Origin of the sequence: Bradyrhizobium sp. 2TAF24 (genome assembly GCF_052115025.1) — a bacterium.
Lineage (GTDB): Bacteria > Pseudomonadota > Alphaproteobacteria > Rhizobiales > Xanthobacteraceae > Bradyrhizobium_A.
In genome coordinates this window covers 24460-39069 of record NZ_JBFRFW010000028.1, presented here as the reverse complement: position 1 = coordinate 39069, position 14610 = coordinate 24460, and the positions used below count along the sequence as shown (strand labels likewise).

16 protein-coding genes and 2 tRNA genes are annotated in these 14610 nt (G+C 66.3%); 6 read left to right on the top strand and 12 right to left on the bottom strand.

Going from position 1 to position 14610, the window contains the following annotated elements:
* The first annotated feature begins 9 nt into the window (after positions 1 to 9).
* Both AB4Z37_RS30035 and AB4Z37_RS30030 read left to right on the top strand, forming a co-directional pair.
* Complete coding sequence (locus AB4Z37_RS30035; RefSeq protein WP_441520379.1) at positions 10 to 408, top strand: hypothetical protein; 399 nt, start codon at positions 10 to 12, stop codon at positions 406 to 408.
* On the top strand, positions 405 to 1643 hold the full coding sequence (locus AB4Z37_RS30030) for a flavin monoamine oxidase family protein (RefSeq protein ID WP_441520378.1): 1239 nt from the start codon (positions 405 to 407) through the stop codon (positions 1641 to 1643). The genes AB4Z37_RS30035 and AB4Z37_RS30030 overlap by 4 nt, the downstream gene beginning before the upstream one ends.
* A gap of 27 nt (positions 1644 to 1670) precedes the next feature.
* Here AB4Z37_RS30030 and AB4Z37_RS30025 read toward each other — a convergent pair whose 3' ends face one another.
* The 4 genes from AB4Z37_RS30025 to AB4Z37_RS30010 all read right to left on the bottom strand — a co-directional run bounded on the left by AB4Z37_RS30025 (position 1671) and on the right by AB4Z37_RS30010 (position 4487).
* Entirely contained in the window at positions 1671 to 2243 is a 573-nt protein-coding gene (locus AB4Z37_RS30025; RefSeq protein WP_441520377.1) for a Fic/DOC family protein, read from the bottom strand.
* 11 nt (positions 2244 to 2254) lie between these two features.
* Entirely contained in the window at positions 2255 to 2458 is a 204-nt protein-coding gene (locus tag AB4Z37_RS30020; RefSeq protein WP_441520376.1) for a hypothetical protein, read from the bottom strand.
* A gap of 89 nt (positions 2459 to 2547) precedes the next feature.
* Entirely contained in the window at positions 2548 to 3561 is a 1014-nt protein-coding gene (locus tag AB4Z37_RS30015) for a TRAP transporter substrate-binding protein (protein WP_441520375.1), read from the bottom strand.
* On the bottom strand, positions 3558 to 4487 hold the full coding sequence (locus tag AB4Z37_RS30010; protein ID WP_441520374.1) for an alpha/beta hydrolase family protein: 930 nt from the start codon (positions 4485 to 4487) through the stop codon (positions 3558 to 3560). The genes AB4Z37_RS30015 and AB4Z37_RS30010 overlap by 4 nt, the downstream gene beginning before the upstream one ends.
* A 165-nt stretch (positions 4488 to 4652) precedes the next feature.
* Between AB4Z37_RS30010 and AB4Z37_RS30005 the strand changes: the two genes are divergently transcribed.
* Positions 4653 to 5162, top strand: a complete 510-nt coding sequence (locus tag AB4Z37_RS30005; protein ID WP_441520373.1) for a GNAT family N-acetyltransferase — start codon at positions 4653 to 4655, stop codon at positions 5160 to 5162.
* 93 nt (positions 5163 to 5255) lie between these two features.
* Positions 5256 to 6737, top strand: a complete 1482-nt coding sequence (locus AB4Z37_RS30000) for a M20 family peptidase (protein ID WP_441520372.1) — start codon at positions 5256 to 5258, stop codon at positions 6735 to 6737.
* Positions 6738 to 6761: 24 nt separating this feature from the next.
* Here the strand turns inward: AB4Z37_RS30000 and folD are convergent, their stop codons facing one another.
* From folD to AB4Z37_RS29985, 3 genes are read right to left on the bottom strand one after another with little or no spacing between them, the layout of a single operon-like run.
* Positions 6762 to 7649, bottom strand: coding sequence for a bifunctional methylenetetrahydrofolate dehydrogenase/methenyltetrahydrofolate cyclohydrolase FolD (gene folD / locus AB4Z37_RS29995; RefSeq protein WP_441520371.1), 888 nt, complete (start codon positions 7647 to 7649; stop codon positions 6762 to 6764).
* Positions 7646 to 7987, bottom strand: a complete 342-nt coding sequence (locus tag AB4Z37_RS29990; protein ID WP_441520370.1) for a DUF167 family protein — start codon at positions 7985 to 7987, stop codon at positions 7646 to 7648. The genes folD and AB4Z37_RS29990 overlap by 4 nt, the downstream gene beginning before the upstream one ends.
* Before the next feature lie 3 nt (positions 7988 to 7990).
* Positions 7991 to 8281, bottom strand: coding sequence for a YggT family protein (locus AB4Z37_RS29985; RefSeq protein ID WP_441520369.1), 291 nt, complete (start codon positions 8279 to 8281; stop codon positions 7991 to 7993).
* Between the two features lie 279 nt (positions 8282 to 8560).
* On the opposite strand from AB4Z37_RS29985, the gene AB4Z37_RS29980 reads away from it, so the two are divergent.
* A tRNA-Ala gene (locus AB4Z37_RS29980) sits at positions 8561 to 8636 on the top strand.
* A gap of 86 nt (positions 8637 to 8722) precedes the next feature.
* On the opposite strand, the gene AB4Z37_RS29975 is transcribed toward AB4Z37_RS29980, so the two are convergent.
* From AB4Z37_RS29975 to AB4Z37_RS29965, 3 genes are all read right to left on the bottom strand, one after another.
* Positions 8723 to 9544: a glutamine amidotransferase gene (locus AB4Z37_RS29975; protein WP_441520368.1), complete on the bottom strand. Its 822-nt coding sequence runs from the start codon at positions 9542 to 9544 to the stop codon at positions 8723 to 8725.
* Positions 9545 to 9681: 137 nt separating this feature from the next.
* Positions 9682 to 10458, bottom strand: a complete 777-nt coding sequence (locus AB4Z37_RS29970) for an SDR family NAD(P)-dependent oxidoreductase (protein ID WP_441520367.1) — start codon at positions 10456 to 10458, stop codon at positions 9682 to 9684.
* A 63-nt stretch (positions 10459 to 10521) separates the two neighbouring features.
* Positions 10522 to 11001 carry a TerB family tellurite resistance protein gene (locus AB4Z37_RS29965; protein ID WP_441520366.1) on the bottom strand — a complete coding sequence of 160 codons (480 nt, stop codon included), beginning with the start codon at positions 10999 to 11001 and terminating at the stop codon, positions 10522 to 10524.
* A 654-nt stretch (positions 11002 to 11655) separates the two neighbouring features.
* On the opposite strand from AB4Z37_RS29965, the gene AB4Z37_RS29960 reads away from it, so the two are divergent.
* On the top strand, positions 11656 to 12654 hold the full coding sequence (locus tag AB4Z37_RS29960) for a DMT family transporter (RefSeq protein WP_441520365.1): 999 nt from the start codon (positions 11656 to 11658) through the stop codon (positions 12652 to 12654).
* Between the two features lie 51 nt (positions 12655 to 12705).
* Here AB4Z37_RS29960 and AB4Z37_RS29955 read toward each other — a convergent pair.
* Positions 12706 to 12781 (bottom strand) — tRNA-Thr (locus AB4Z37_RS29955).
* A gap of 92 nt (positions 12782 to 12873) precedes the next feature.
* On the bottom strand, positions 12874 to 14607 hold the full coding sequence (locus AB4Z37_RS29950) for a heme biosynthesis protein HemY (protein WP_441520364.1): 1734 nt from the start codon (positions 14605 to 14607) through the stop codon (positions 12874 to 12876).
* Positions 14608 to 14610 lie beyond the last annotated feature (3 nt).

Here is a 14610-nt window from a genome sequence, read left to right as displayed (position 1 = left end):
GGCACGAAATTGGGCACCATTCCAATTCGTTTTGACGAACGATGGAATGGTGCTTCAATTCCCATCGAACACTGGCACTTTCACAGAAGACTCTTTTCTCGCTATGGCATAGTTCTTGAGCCTGGCGAATTTTCTGGAATCATCAAAGATATCAAGAAAAAGCGCGCTGATCTTGTTCAGCGAAAAAGGCTTGGGGCTGCCGTTTATCTAGTCCACCTCCGATCGAGCGATGCGCTTGTTTACGTCTTAGCTCTCGGTTCGCGCCTCTTGACCGCCTATCCGCCTCAGTTCGAGAAGCCGAAGGGATCTAAAATCAAGGTGGGGCAGCGGACGGGTATTCTTGACCTGCCAGACGGCTCTCAAGTACGCGTACGCTTCCGCATTACGCGGTCAGGAGAGGACCGTTGAGCCTTCCATCTCATGTCGATGTTGCGATCATCGGCGCCGGCGCGGCCGGACTGGCGGCGGCGCGGACGCTAGAGCACTCCGGCCTGTCAGTCCTGATCCTCGAGGCACGCGACCGCATCGGGGGGCGCAGCCACACGATGACGCTCGCGGGCGGTATCCCGTTCGACCTCGGCTGCGAGTGGCTGCATTCCGCCGACAAGAACGCGTTCGTGCCGATCGCGCGCGAGCTCGGCTTCGCCATCAACACCAGCAGGCCGCGCTGGCGCGAGCAGACCTTCAATGTCGGCTTTCCACCAGACCGCCGCGCCGCGTTCACCGCGGCGCTCGACGCCTTCTACGACCGCGCCGAAGCCGCCGCCGACCTGCCGCAGGACAGCGCCGCGAGCGATTGGCTCGTCCCCGGCGATCCCTGGAATCCGCTGATGCACGCCATCTCCACCTATGTGAATGGCTGCGAGCTCGACCGCGTCTCGGTCTATGACATGGACGCCTACGAGGACACCGAGGTCAACTGGCGCCTCGTCCGCGGCTATGGCGCGCTGATCGCGGCCTATGGCACGCCCTGCCGGGTGGCGCTCAACGCCGCGGTCACGCTGATCGATCACTCCAGCACGACCATTCGAATCGAGACCGCACGCGGCACGCTGACCGCAGGCAAGGTGATCATAACCACGCCGACCAGCCTGCTCGCGCGCGAGGCGATCCGCTTCTCACCAGCGCTGCCCGACAAGATCGATGCCGCGGGCGGCTTGCCGCTCGGCCTCGACGACAAGGTGATGCTGGCGCTCGACGGCGACACCGACCTGCCCGCCGACGGCCATCTCTACGCCGCGACCGACCGCGCCGGCATCGGCAGCTACCACCTGCGTCCCATGGGCCTGCCCTGCGTGTCCGGCTTCTTCGGCGGCAGCTATGCCCGCGCGCTCGAGGATGCCGGCGAGGGCGCGCTGGCCGCGCAGGCGATCGACGACATCGTGGCGCTGCTCGGATCCGACTATCGCAGCAAGCTGCGGCCACTTGCCGCCTCGCGCTGGGGACGCGATCCCTTTGCGCTCGGCGCCTACTCCCACGCGCTGCCCGGCCATGCCGGCGACCGCGCCAAACTCGCAGCTCCCGTCGATGGCCGCCTGTTCTTCGCCGGCGAAGCCACCTCACCGAATTTCTTCTCCACCGCCCACGGCGCACGCGACAGCGGCGAGCGGGCGGCGAAGGAAGTGCTGGGCCGAGTTCAGTAAGCAACCGCCCCCAAAGCTTGCGCAACCTTAGGCGACGAGATCCACGATCAGGTCGCGCAATGGCATCTCGTCGCCATCGAAGCTCGCAATCATGGCATGGAGCATTCGACCAGCGTCAAGCCTATCCATATTGAGATGATATCCAGCATGCGTTGCCAGCATATCAAAGAACGTCAGCTGCGAACGTCCATTACCCTCACGGAACGCATGGATTGCGTTAAGTTCGGCTAGAAAATGAGCGGATCTTTCGGCAAAATCTTTTTGCGACAAACCTTGATAGAAGTTGTCCACCTTCAATTCACCGAACAATTTCTCGGCCTGGCTCACAATGTTCTCGGGGAAGCAGAACGGACTGCCGCCCTTCGCTATCCGCACCGTGCGCGGCTGCCCTGCCCATTCGTAAACGTCTTGAAACAGGTGGTGATGCACGGCGCAGTAGTGCACGAAATCGAGATCGCCATCTGGCAACGGCTCCGTCGCCCGCTGCATACTGATTTCGGCCTCAAACGCATCGAGTTCATCGGCCGTGCGTAGATCAAGCAGGTTCTTGAGAACAGTGGATCCATCGTATGTATAGGGGTCGTCGACCGCATCATACATACGCTCGCCCCTTAGCTCTTGCGGTATGCCCTTATGATAAGGCGACGAGCTTCTTCGGCCGACAAACCCTGGTCGGTTGACGAGCGAGCACGTTTTCGCATCGCGGTCGACACCGTGATGCCCTCAACTTCACTGATCTTGGTAAAACGGGCACGGCCAACGGTATGCCCTTTTACCAGAGCCTCCTTCGGGAGATTTTTCTTCGGTGTCGGCATGACTTAAACCTACCACAAAGTTGGTTGCCGCACCACCGACGCCGTATCCACGCCCCTTGAGCTCCTGATACGCCGCATCGAAAGTGGCCTCACCCGCCGAGCGTCCCCGTATATTTCTCCAGCGCGGCCCAGGCTTCGGTGCCGAACTTCGCCTTCCAGTCCCGGTAGTAGCCGGCCTTCTCCAGCGTCTGGACAAACTGAGTCCGGTCGACCTCGTTGAAGCGCAGGTTCTTGGCCGCGAGTGTCGCCTTCAGCGCGATGTCCTGCCTCGCGAAGTCCTCGTGCTGCTTCTGCACGGCATCGTCGAAATGGTGGGTGATGATCTCCCTGTGCGCCGGTGGCATCGCCTCCCACACCCGGCTGTTGCTCAGCACCCACAGCCCGTCCCAGCTGTGCCGCGTCAGCGCGCAATACTGCTGCACCTCGTAGATCTTCAGTGCCTCGAATTGCACCAGCGAGTTCTCCATGCCGTCGGCGACCTTGGTCTGCAGCGCCGAGTAGAGCTCGCCGATGCTGATGGTGGTCGGCGCCGCGCCCAGCGACTGGAACAGCGAGGTCAGGAGCGGGCTCGGCGGCACGCGGATCTTGAGCCCCTGCAGGTCGCTCACATTTACGACCGCACGGGTGCTGGTGGTGACGTTGCGAAAGCCGTTGTCGAGGCACTTGAACGACACCATGCCGAGCTTCTGCAGCGCGGATCGGATCAAGGCGCCGAGATCGCCGTCGAGCGCGGCCCACAACGGGTCATAGCCCTTGAACGCGTAGGCGACGCCGGGCATGCCGGCGATGTTGGTGAGGTTCTGCAGCGACGAGCACGATGCCACCAGGAAGGGAATTCCGCCGGTGCGCAGCTGCCGCTGCATGTCGGCCTCCGAGCCGAGCTGGCTATCGGCCAGAAACAGAATATCGACCGCGCCTTTGGTGTCCTTGCGAATCGCATCCGCCGCGGCCGCCATGAAGGTCGAGGCGGAATGACCCGACGGCATCGGCGAGCCCATGACGAACTTGTTGTCGGTGCCCTGCGCACGCACCACCGCCGGCGCGGCGATCACGGCCCCTCCCGCAAGCACCATGGCCCCGAACCCGCGGCGCGTCATCGTCATTGGCGTTCTCCCTCGATCTGCTTGTTGTCGTTGCGCCGCCTGGTCGCGCGCCCCGTGGCGGGCTCCAGATCCAGCGTCTTCACCACATCCCGCACCTCGTCGCGTTCCGCAAGCCAGTGGCCCTCGTCGCCCGACGATGCCCACATCCGAAACGTCACCGCATCGCCGCCGGCACGAAACGCCTGCGCCATCTGCTGTGACAAGGCCGGCGAGAAATAGCTGTCGTTCTCGGCCACCAGCCAGGTCACGGGAATGCGCGCGCCCTCGCCGAACGTACCGGCCGCGGCGATCAGCCGCTGTTCGGCACAGACCTTGAGCGGGCGATCGTCCGCATGGCCGCCGCGGCCCGGCGCGAACACCACGATCCGCGCAATCAGACGTGGATCGGAGGCGGCAAGCGCAAGCGCCCCCCAGCCGCCCGCCGAATGCCCGACGACGATGGCGCCGTCCCGGCGAATGAACGGCTCGTTGCGCATCGCCTCCAGGGCTAGGCGCAGCGATGCGGCCGTGGCGCGGCCGGCGGCGACATAGTCGGCGCCCTCGCAGGCGCCCTGATCTTCGAGGTAGGGCCCGCCGGTCGAGCCATGGCCGGGCCGTTCGGGGACCAGCACGGCAAAGCCGCGCCCGACCAGTGCGCTCGCCAGCGCGCGATAATGCGGCTGCGGCATCTGCGCCCGCCGTATCGCATTCTGCGTCGAGGCATGGGCAATGACCGCCAGGCGGAATGGCCCCGCACCGGCGGGGCGATAGAGGAAGGCGCGCGATACGGTGGCGGTATCGGGTGACGGGATGCGCCACACCTGCGGCCGGGCCTGCGAATCATCCGAAGGCGACCCCGGCCCTTGCGCACGCGGTGAGGTTGACCACAGCACCACCATCAGCGCGGCGAACGCGGCGGCAATTTTCAGCCCTTTGGCAATCACCATTCGTTCGATCATTGCGGCCGCGCCGGTCGCAGGCAAGCAGCGCGCCGCAACATGTCCCCTTTCGATACAGTTCATGACGGGAACATGATGCCCAAAGTCCACATGTTAACCTATAATTAACGATAGACCTTGAAGCGGCGGCACCGACTTGCTTTGATGAGCGTCATGAGCACGATCCTCATCGAAGTCCGACAGGCCAAGACATCCGACGCCACCGCGGTGGCCTCGACCCACGATGAGGCGTGGCGCGCAGCCTATCAGGGCATCATTCCCGGTGCCGAGCTCGAAAAGCTGATCAACCGGCGCGGCCCGCAGTGGTGGGACAGCGCCATCCGCAAGGGCAGCCGCATCAGCGTGCTGGCGTTTGGCGAGCAGATCGCCGGCTATGCCAATTACGGACGCAACCGCGCGCGCAGCCTGCATTTCGAAGGCGAGATCTACGAGCTGTATCTGCGTCCTGAATTCCAGGGTCTCGGCTTCGGCCGCCGGCTGTTCGCCGCCGCGCGCCGCGATCTCGCCCAGAGCGGCCTCAAGAGCATGGTGATCTGGGCGCTGTCCGACAACGAGCCGGCGGTGGAGTTCTATCGCGCGCTCGGCGGCCGGATGGTCGCGCGCTCGTCCGAGCAGTTCGGCCCCAAGACCCTCGACAAGGTCGCCTTCGCCTGGACGGCTTAAGTCCGCTGCCGGACGGTTGACGTCCGGCCGTTTGCCCGACACGCTGTCCCCGCTCCAAATCCGCCCCGCCAGATTGTGCCGCGAGACCGGCTGATGCGACGGCTGCTCAAATCCCTCCGGACCATCGTCATGCTGCTGCTTGCCGCAGTGGTGGCCGTGGCCGCGATCGTCACCGTCAATGCCGTCAACCTGCGCACCCGCCAGGTCGCAGTCGCGCCGCTGGCGCCGCTTCCGTTCGAGGTCCAGCCCGCGGCCGACCGGCTCGCCGCCGCCATCCGTTTCAGGACCATCTCCGACGCCGCCGCACCCGACCAGAACGCCGATGCGTTCTTGAAGCTGCATGCGCATATCGCGGCGAGCTTTCTCGCGTTCCATGCCGCGACAAGGCGCGAGGTTGTCGGCCGCTACAGCCTGCTCTTTACCTGGGAGGGCAGCGACCCGAAGGCGCCGCCGATCGCGCTGTTGGCACATCAGGACGTGGTGCCGATCGCGCCGGGCACCGAGCAGGACTGGCAGGTGCCGCCGTTCGACGGCGTGGTGCGCGACGGCTTCATCTGGGGCCGCGGCGCCTGGGACGACAAGGGCAGCCTGTTCGGTATCCTGGAAGCCGCCGAGAGCCTCGCGAAAGCCGGCTTCCGCCCGCGCCAGACCATCTACTTCGCCTTCGGCCATGACGAGGAGGTCAGCGGCCAGCGCGGCGCCAAGGCGATCGCCGACCTGCTGGCGTCGCGCGGCGTCAAGCTCGACTTCGTGCTCGACGAGGGTCTGCTGATTCTCGACGGCGTGCTCGGCGGCCTCAGCAAGCCGGTGGCGCTGATCGGCGTCGCCGAAAAGGGCTACGCCACGCTGAACCTGAAGGTGAGCGCGACGCCCGGACATTCGTCGCTGCCGCCGAAGCAGACCGCGATCGGCATGATGAGCGCGGCGCTCGCCAGGCTCGAGCAGAACCAGATGCCGGCGCAGCTGCGGCCGCCGCTGCCCGAAATGTTCGAGACGCTCGCCCCCGAAATGGACCTGGTCAACCGTGCGGTGCTGTCCAACCTGTGGCTGTTCAAACCGCTGGTGCTGCAGCAGTTCGCCCGCACGCCGAACACCGACGCCGCGATCCGCACCACCACCGCGCTGACCATCTTCAATGCCGGCAACAAGGACAATGTGCTGCCGGGCAATGCGGAGGCCACGGTGAATTTCCGCCTGCTGCCGGGCGACACCCAGGCCAGCGTGATCGAGCACGTCCGCCGCACCGTCGAGAATGACCGGATCGGCATCGAGCCGGCGGCCGGCAACGGCAACCCGCCGCCGATCACCGGCACCGCGAGCTTTGCCTACCGCGCGCTGAACCAGACCATCCGCGAGGTGTTTCCCGACGTGCTGGTGGCGCCGAGCCTGCTCACCGCGGCGACCGATTCGCGCAACTACATCAACGTCACCGACAAGGTGTTCCGCTTCGTCCCGGTGCGCGCCAAGCCCGCCGACCTCAGCCGTTTCCACGGCACCAACGAGCGGCTGTCGGTCGACAACTATGCCGACATCATCCGCTTCTATCGGCGGCTGCTGCAGAACGTCGCATCGTGAGGCGATCGCGCCGCGCGGACAGGCTCAGACCGCCGGGGCCGGCAGTCCCTTGATGGCGCAGGCGGCGCGCAGGGTGTTGACCAGCAGGCATGCCACCGTCATCTGGCCGACGCCGCCGGGCACCGGCGTGACCGCGCCGGCCACCTGCATCGCCTCGTCATAGGCAACGTCGCCGACCAGACGGCTCTTGCCGTCGGCGCCCGCCGGCAAACGGTTGATGCCGACGTCGATCACCACCGCGCCGGGCTTGATCCAGTCGCCGCGCACCATTTCCGGCCGGCCGACCGCGGCATAGACGAGATCGGCCTGGCGACACAGCTGCGGCAGGTCGCGCGTGCGCGAATGCGCGATGGTCACGGTGGCGTTCTCGTTGAGCAGCAGCTGCACCAGCGGCCGGCCGACGAGATTGGAGCGGCCGATGACAATGGCGTTCATGCCTTCCAGCGAGGCATGCACCGTCTTGGTCAGGATGATGGAGCCGAACGGCGTGCTTGGCGTCAGCGCGTTGAAGCCGCTGGCGAGGCGTCCGGCATTGACCGGATGCAGGCCGTCGACGTCCTTCGCCGGATCGATCGCCGCGATCACCTTCTGGCTGTCGAGCCCCCTGGGCAGCGGCAGCTGCACCAGGATGCCATGGACCGACGGGTCGGCGTTGAGTTGGGCGACCAGCGCCAGCAGGTCACTCTCCGCGACATCGGCCGGCAGGGTGTGCTCGAACGACACCATGCCGGCGGCACGGGTCTGTTTGGCCTTGCTGCGGACATAGACCTCGCTCGCCGGATCGCTGCCCACCAGCACCACTGCAAGACCCGGCGTGAGCGCGTGGTCGCGCTGCACCCGCGCGACCTCCTGCGCGACACGTGCGCGCAGATCCGCTGCGATGACCTTGCCGTCGATGATCTGCGCCGTCATTTCGTCTCCTTGGTCGCGGCCGCGCACGCAGCCTCGAGCAGCGCCGCCAGATGCCGGGGGTCGCCGTGCAGCTTGACTTGCTTCACCCGCGCGGTCGCGCCCGCTAAAATCTCGATGTCGCTGCGCCGCAGCTTCAACCGGGCGGCGAGCAATCGCGTCACCGCATCATTGGCCTCGCCGTCCGCCGGCGCCGCCCGCACCCTGACCTTCAGGACCGCGCGCCCATCGGACATCACCTCGATGCCGTCGAGGTCATCGCGCCCGCCCCGCGGGGTGACGCGCACCACGAGCAGGAGGCCGCCGTCAGCGTCGCGCCACGGCAGCGCGGTCTGCGACACGCCTCAGAACACGTTGGGGTAGATGTATTCGGCGATGTACATCTGGATAAGCCAGATGAGGAGAAACACGATAATCGGCGAGATATCGAGCCCGCCGAGATCCGGCATCCTCTTGCGGATCGGGCGCAGGACCGGCTCCGTGATCCTGTAAAGAAACTCCGTCACCGATGCCACGAATTGGTTGCGGGTGTTCACCACGCCAAACGCAATCAGCCATGACAAAATTGCCGCAGCGATCAGCAGCCACTTGTAGAGGTCAAGCACGGTAACGATGATGGAAAGGATCGGGCGCATGGAATGATCTGTCTCGCGGTGCGGGTCGCTGACGGGAAAGACGGATTTCTGAGGCGATTCGACGCCACCTTGACCGGGCTTACGCCCGACGGAACAGGGGCGATCGGTTGCGCCGCCAAATTACCGGTTCGCTCTCACAGGAACAAGGGAGGCGATCCGGAAAGCGGTCAAAACGACCGAGAAAACAATCGCGGACGAGACGCACACGCCATTGACTTGGCACAGGGCTGGACTGTAAATGGCGCGCTTGTTCGCGGTGCCCATGGCACCGCGGCGCGGGGGGCCGTAGCTCAGCTGGGAGAGCGCCTCGTTCGCAATGAGGAGGTCAGGGGTTCGATTCCCCTCGGCTCCACCACCCGCCCGACAAGCCTGACCCGAGACAAGCCTGATACGTCACCACAATTCGACCGGCATGCGCACCGCCTCACGGCGGGCATGAGCTTATTCCGCGGCGACCAGCAGCGGTGCGGCCGCGACGCCGTCGAAGCCCTGCACGTCCTGACGCAGCCAGCCGCGCAGGAAGCGGTCGAGCCACGCCCGCTCAGCGACATCGTAGACCGCGCGCCCGGCGAAGTGCTCCGTCCGCAGCCGCGCCCCGGGCATCGCCATGCGCTCATGCCCGCGGGTGGTCCAGCGGTGCATCATCGCGGTGGTGACATCGGGGTGGAACTGGAACGCGAAGCAGCTCCCGGCGCGGAACGCCTGCACCGGAAAATCGTCGCCCTCTGCCAGCATCTCGCAGCCCGCCGGCAGATCAAAGCCCTCGCGATGCCACTGATAGACCTCCGCCGGCCAAGCCGAACACAGCGCCTGCCCTGCGGCGGTCGGCCGGATCGGGTAATAGCCGACCTCGACCCGCCCCGCGGGATGGAAGCTGACCCGCGCCCCGAGCTGGCGCGCCAGCATCTGGGCGCCAAGGCAGATCCCCAGAAACGGCCGGCGCTCGCCCAGCGGCACGGCAAGCCATTCGGTCTCCTGGCGGATGAAATCGTCGGGATCGTTGGCGCTCATCGGGCCGCCGAACATCACCACGCCGGCGTGCCCATCCAGCGTCGTCGGCAGCGGATCGCCGAATCGTGGACGGCGGATGTCGAGGGTGTAGCCGAGTGCGCGCAGCGCGTTGCCGACCCGGCCGGGTGTGGAGGTTTCCTGGTGAAGGATAATGAGGATCGGCCGCAGCGGCTGCGAGAAACCGGCCTGAGGGGCGCGCTCACAAAATCGGGGAACGACGGGCGCCTTGCTGCGATCAGCCTGCGACGACATGATTTTCTTTTAAAGTCGAACCGATATGAGATTACTACTCAATTTCTTACCAAAGATGGAATGTTTTTATTGGGCAGCTGGTGCCTGCAAATGCGGCGCCGTGGCCGCGTGCCGCCGGCTTGCGCAGCATCGCGCCGCTACCGCTTGCGCTGGATGCGGCTGGCGGCACCGAGCACGATCGGGCGCGGCGCAAGGCGCAGCAGCAGCGGGATGACTTTCATGGCAAACCCCGGCAGCACCACGCGTTTTCCCGCCATCAGACCACGATAGCCGGCCAGCGCCACCTTGGTGGCGGACATGTTCAGAAGGCGCGAGTCGACCCCCGGCTGGACGCCGGCACGGGTCTGGAACTCGGTCGGCACCGGCCCCGGGCACAGCGCCGTGACCCGCACCCCCTTGGGCCGCAGCTCCTGGTGCAGGGCTTCGGTAAACGACAGCACATACGCCTTGCTGGCGTAATAGACCGCCATGCACGGCCCCGGCAGGTAGCCGGCGATCGACGCCACGTTCAGGATGCCGCCGCCATGGCGGATGATGCTGTCGGAGAAGCGCAGCGACAGATCGGTCAGCGCGCGCACGTTGACTTCGATCATGCCGATCTGCTCGCCGCGGTCGAGCGTGCAGGCGTCGCCGAGCAGCCCGAAGCCGGCATTGTTGACGACGAATTCGACCTCGACGTTCTGTGCCGCAAGCGCGCCGGCGATAATGTCGCAGGAATCGGACCGCTCGAGATCGCAGGCGATGACGATCGGCGCGGCGCCGCCGGCATTGACGATCTCATCCGCCAGCGCGCTCAGCCTGTCGGCGCGACGTGCCACCAGCACCACGCGATGGTCATTGGCCGCGAAGATCCGCGCCAACTCGACGCCGATGCCCGTCGATGCTCCGGTAATCAGGGTTACACGTTCGACCATCGCATGTCTTCAATACTGACGGGATTCAAAGGCGCGAGATGGAGTTCAGGAGCACACGACAAATCAGTTGGCGGCATCGGGGGCCAGCCGGCCTTCAGCCACCCGACGCTTGAGATTGATGCGATCACGCGACGAGACGCCGAGCAGATCGGCAGCCCGCCAGACCACATTCTCCTCGAACTCGCTGACACGCCCGTCGGCATAAACCAGTTCCCACATCATCTCGATGATGCGCAACCGGCCTTCTTCGTTGACCGAGCGCATGATGATGCTGGTGAAGTGGTAGAGGTCGACGGCCTCGCCTTCCACCAGGGTCGCATCCGCGATCAGCAGGTCGGCCGTGCCGGGATCGATCTGGAAACGGTATTCGAGCAGGCTGTGCAGCTTCCTCGTCTCTGCCTCCGACGGTGCACCGTCGATCGAGATCACATGGATCAGGAGCGCCGTGGCGGCCAGACGATAGTCCGTCTCGTCAAAATGGCGATGCGTCTCGCCGGCGGGAGAAATCACATCCGAAATGAATTGACGCAGCTTATCGAGCATTCCGCATCACAATCAAAAATGTCTCGCCGCCATTCCCGTTGGCACAATTGCCCGTCCGGGTCGCGCAGCACGAAACATGCCATTCGCCACCCAGCCCGCCCCTCCGGGTGACCCGCTCATCTCGACCACCGCCTCGAAGAACCGGTGAACGAGCGCCCCCTTTTTGGGCGGGCTCCGTTCTATGGCGCGAAAGCGGATACCTTGCAATCCAAACCCGGGGAACTCGCATTGACCGCAATCCCGCTGCCTCGGGCTCGATTGATCTTAGCCCTTTGAATTACCTTGCGATTGTTACAATTGGGTAATGCCTGCGCCGATCGCCGCACCTCTGGGAATCCGCACCTGTGGCGGGGCGCCACGCGCAGCCTGATGAGACGACCGCCGGCCTTGACCAGGCGTGCTGTCGAGATGGCTTCATCACCGTCATCTCCGGATCTGGCCGACATCGCCACAGCGCGAAAGATCGCGGCAATGATGGCCCTTGGCACCATCAGCGGCAGGAACCCGCATCATGAGGCGCCAGCTGCGCGCCGTGAGCATGGCAGCCCTCAGCTTCGGCGGTTTGAGCCGGGTTGTTGTTGCGGGGGGCGGAGAAGCGTGGGAGGGCTCGCTCAACGAGATCAGCCGAATCGGCGGCCACACAACGAGACCGCATTGACCCTCCGCCCCGCAGCGCAGCTCTCTCAGCCTCGCGCGACTGCGACCATCGAAGCCGATGTCAGCCAGGCCGAATCCGGCCGCCAACCCCGGCAGGCGACCACCGTCGATCGGCCGCTGCGCGGCATCCCGCTGGTGCTGCTGTCGACGGTTTTCCTCTCCTCGTCCGACACGATGGCCAAGTATCTGGCCCTGCGGCTGCCGGCAGTCGAAATCGGCTGGCTGCGCTATCTGATGTTCGCGCTGCTGATGTGCCCGATCGTGCTCGCGGCCTCGCCACGCCAGGCGATGCGGACCGTGCGCCCGGGGCTGCAGGTGCTGCGCGGCCTGACGCTGGTCGGCTCGTCGCTGCTGTTCATCTCCGCGCTGCGTTTCCTGCCGATCGCAGAAGCGACCACGACAAGTTTCGTCTCGCCGATCTTCGTCACCGTGCTGTCGATCTTCTTCCTCGGCGAGACCGTCGGCCTGCGGCGCTGGCTTGCGACCATCACCGGTCTCGTCGGCGTCATCATCGTGGTGCGGCCGGGCACCAGCGCCTTCCACCCCGCAGCCCTGCTCGCCATCACATCGGCGCTGTGCTGGGCGATCTCGCTGGTGACGACCCGCAAGATCGCCGGCCGCGACGCCCCCGTGACAACCATGGCCTACTCGGCCCTTGTCGGCTTGCTGCTGCTGTCGGCGTTGCTGCCGTTCGCGTGGATGCAGCCGACCGCATGGGAGCTCGTGATCGCGGCCGCGCTCGGCGCTGCCGCCACGGCCGGTCACTGGCTGGTCGTGCTGGCCTATCGCTACGGCGACGCTTCGGTGCTCGCCCCCTTCAGCTACACCCAGCCGATCTGGGCGACGCTGCTCGGCTTCGCGGTGTTCGGCGATGTGCCCGATGGCTGGACCTTCGTCGGCGCGGCCATCATCATCGCGAGCGGGCTCTACACCGCCCACCGTGAGCGGGTGCGTCGCTCGACCCTCGCGCTCCACGCCGCCACGGCGCAGGCCTGAGCCGCCCGCCACGCCGGCGCTGCAAATTGATCAGATTTTTCAGGAAGATGGTGGTGCCGCAAGAGGGATTCGAACCCCCGACCCCGTCATTACGAATGACGTGCTCTACCAGCTGAGCTATTGCGGCGAAATCGATGCGGTTTCGGCGCCCCTGATAAAGCGCGCCGGCCCGATTGGCAAGGACTGACGCCAGGAACTTGGTCCCGCCGCGGCTGGATCTCAGCCGCCCCAGCGCGTGAGAAAGCCGCGCCAGCCACCACGCTGGCCCTGCGGCGGATAGGGCGAGTCGGCGAACTCATCCCCCACCAGCGGATCGTCGATGCCGGGATCGTCCGGCGCCCGCACGATCGGAATGACCGGCGGAGGCGCCGGTTTATGCAGGTCCGGACGTGGTCGGAACACCGGGGGAGACGGCGCGGCATCGTGGCGCTGTGCGCCGGCTGGCGCGGACACATCGACCGGCCCGGATGCGGCCGGGACCACCATGTCGACCGGCGCTGGCGCCGCGACCTCGGCCTCGGCCTCCGTGACAGCGGGTGCTGCAGGCGCCGCGGCCGCCTCGGTCAACACCGGCTCCGGGTGCGGCGGCGCGATGGCATCGACGGCGGCCGGCACAGGCTGCGGCCCTGCCGAAAGGGCCGAATCGAGGTCGTGCGCGGCGCTGTCCGACGGCAGTGCGGCGAGCGGCGTCTGCCACTGGAACGCATCGAGCCGGCCGCTGACCGGCGACACCGGGCGCCAGCGATCCGACACATAGCCGTCCGCCGTCCACACCGGATCGTGCGCGGCGCGCACCGCCCGCAGCGTCCAGCTGCGGGCACGGCCGCTGTCGCCATGCTCGGTGCGCTCGATCTCCGCCATCAGCATGGCGACACGCTGGGTCGGCGCCGCGACGAACGGTGCCAGCACCTCGCGGGCGCGGGCAAACTCGCTGGCGTCGATCGCGGCGCGCGCGATCGCCAATGCGCCCTCGATATGTCCTGGCGTCTTCGCCGCCAGCGTCTCGACCCGCGTCAGCCGCTGCCGTGCCGAATCGCCGAGCCGCACATGGGCATAGGCGTCAGCGAGATCGGGATGCGGCTGTGCCAGCCACGCCGTCTCCAGAATGCGCATGGCGCGGCGGATCTGGTGCGCCTCGCTGAGATATTTGGCGGCGAGCACCGCGGCCGGCACCAGCGTCGGCGCCAGCTTGACCGCTTCCATCGCGCTTTCACGCGACAGGTCGCGATCCCTTGCCGCGAGCTCGAGCGCCCGCGCCGTCAGCAGCACGCCGCGCTGGCGGCGATGCGTCGTCTTGTCGATCTGTCCGGCGGAAAAATTGCTGTCGAGCAATTGCAGCGCGCCATCCCAATCGCCCTTGGCGCAGCGAAAGCCGAGCATCGCATGCGACGCCCAGGGCGACGCCGGCGCGACCTTCAGCGCTTCCTCGGCGATCGTCACCGCGGCAACCGGATCGTCGGCGCGTTGCGCCTCGACGAACAGCCCGCGCAGGCCGAGCAGGCGGGTCTCCTCACGCTCGGCCATGGCCCGGAACGCGCGCTGCGCGCCGGCGCGGTCGCCGTCGAGCTGGGCGGCCTGGGCATGCAGCAGCAGCGCCAGCGGATCGTGCTGCGCGTCGCGCCGCGCGATATGGGCGTGGCGCCGCGCCGCAATCGCATCGCCGGTGCCGATTGCCAGCAGACCATGGGTGATGGCATGGCGGCCACGCATATGGCGGCGCTCACGATGGCCACGCCGCAGCCGCTCCGGCGCGCGCCACAGCGCACGAACCAGCGCCCACGCCAGCATCGCCACGATCACCGCGACCACGAAGCCGAGCACGAACACCGACATGCTGGTTTCGATGCGCAGATCGCCCCAGGTCAGAACGACATCCCCGGTCTGGTCGGCGACCCACGCCGCGCCGAACGCGGCCAATGCGATCAAGAGAAGAAACAGAATGATTCGAAGCATCGG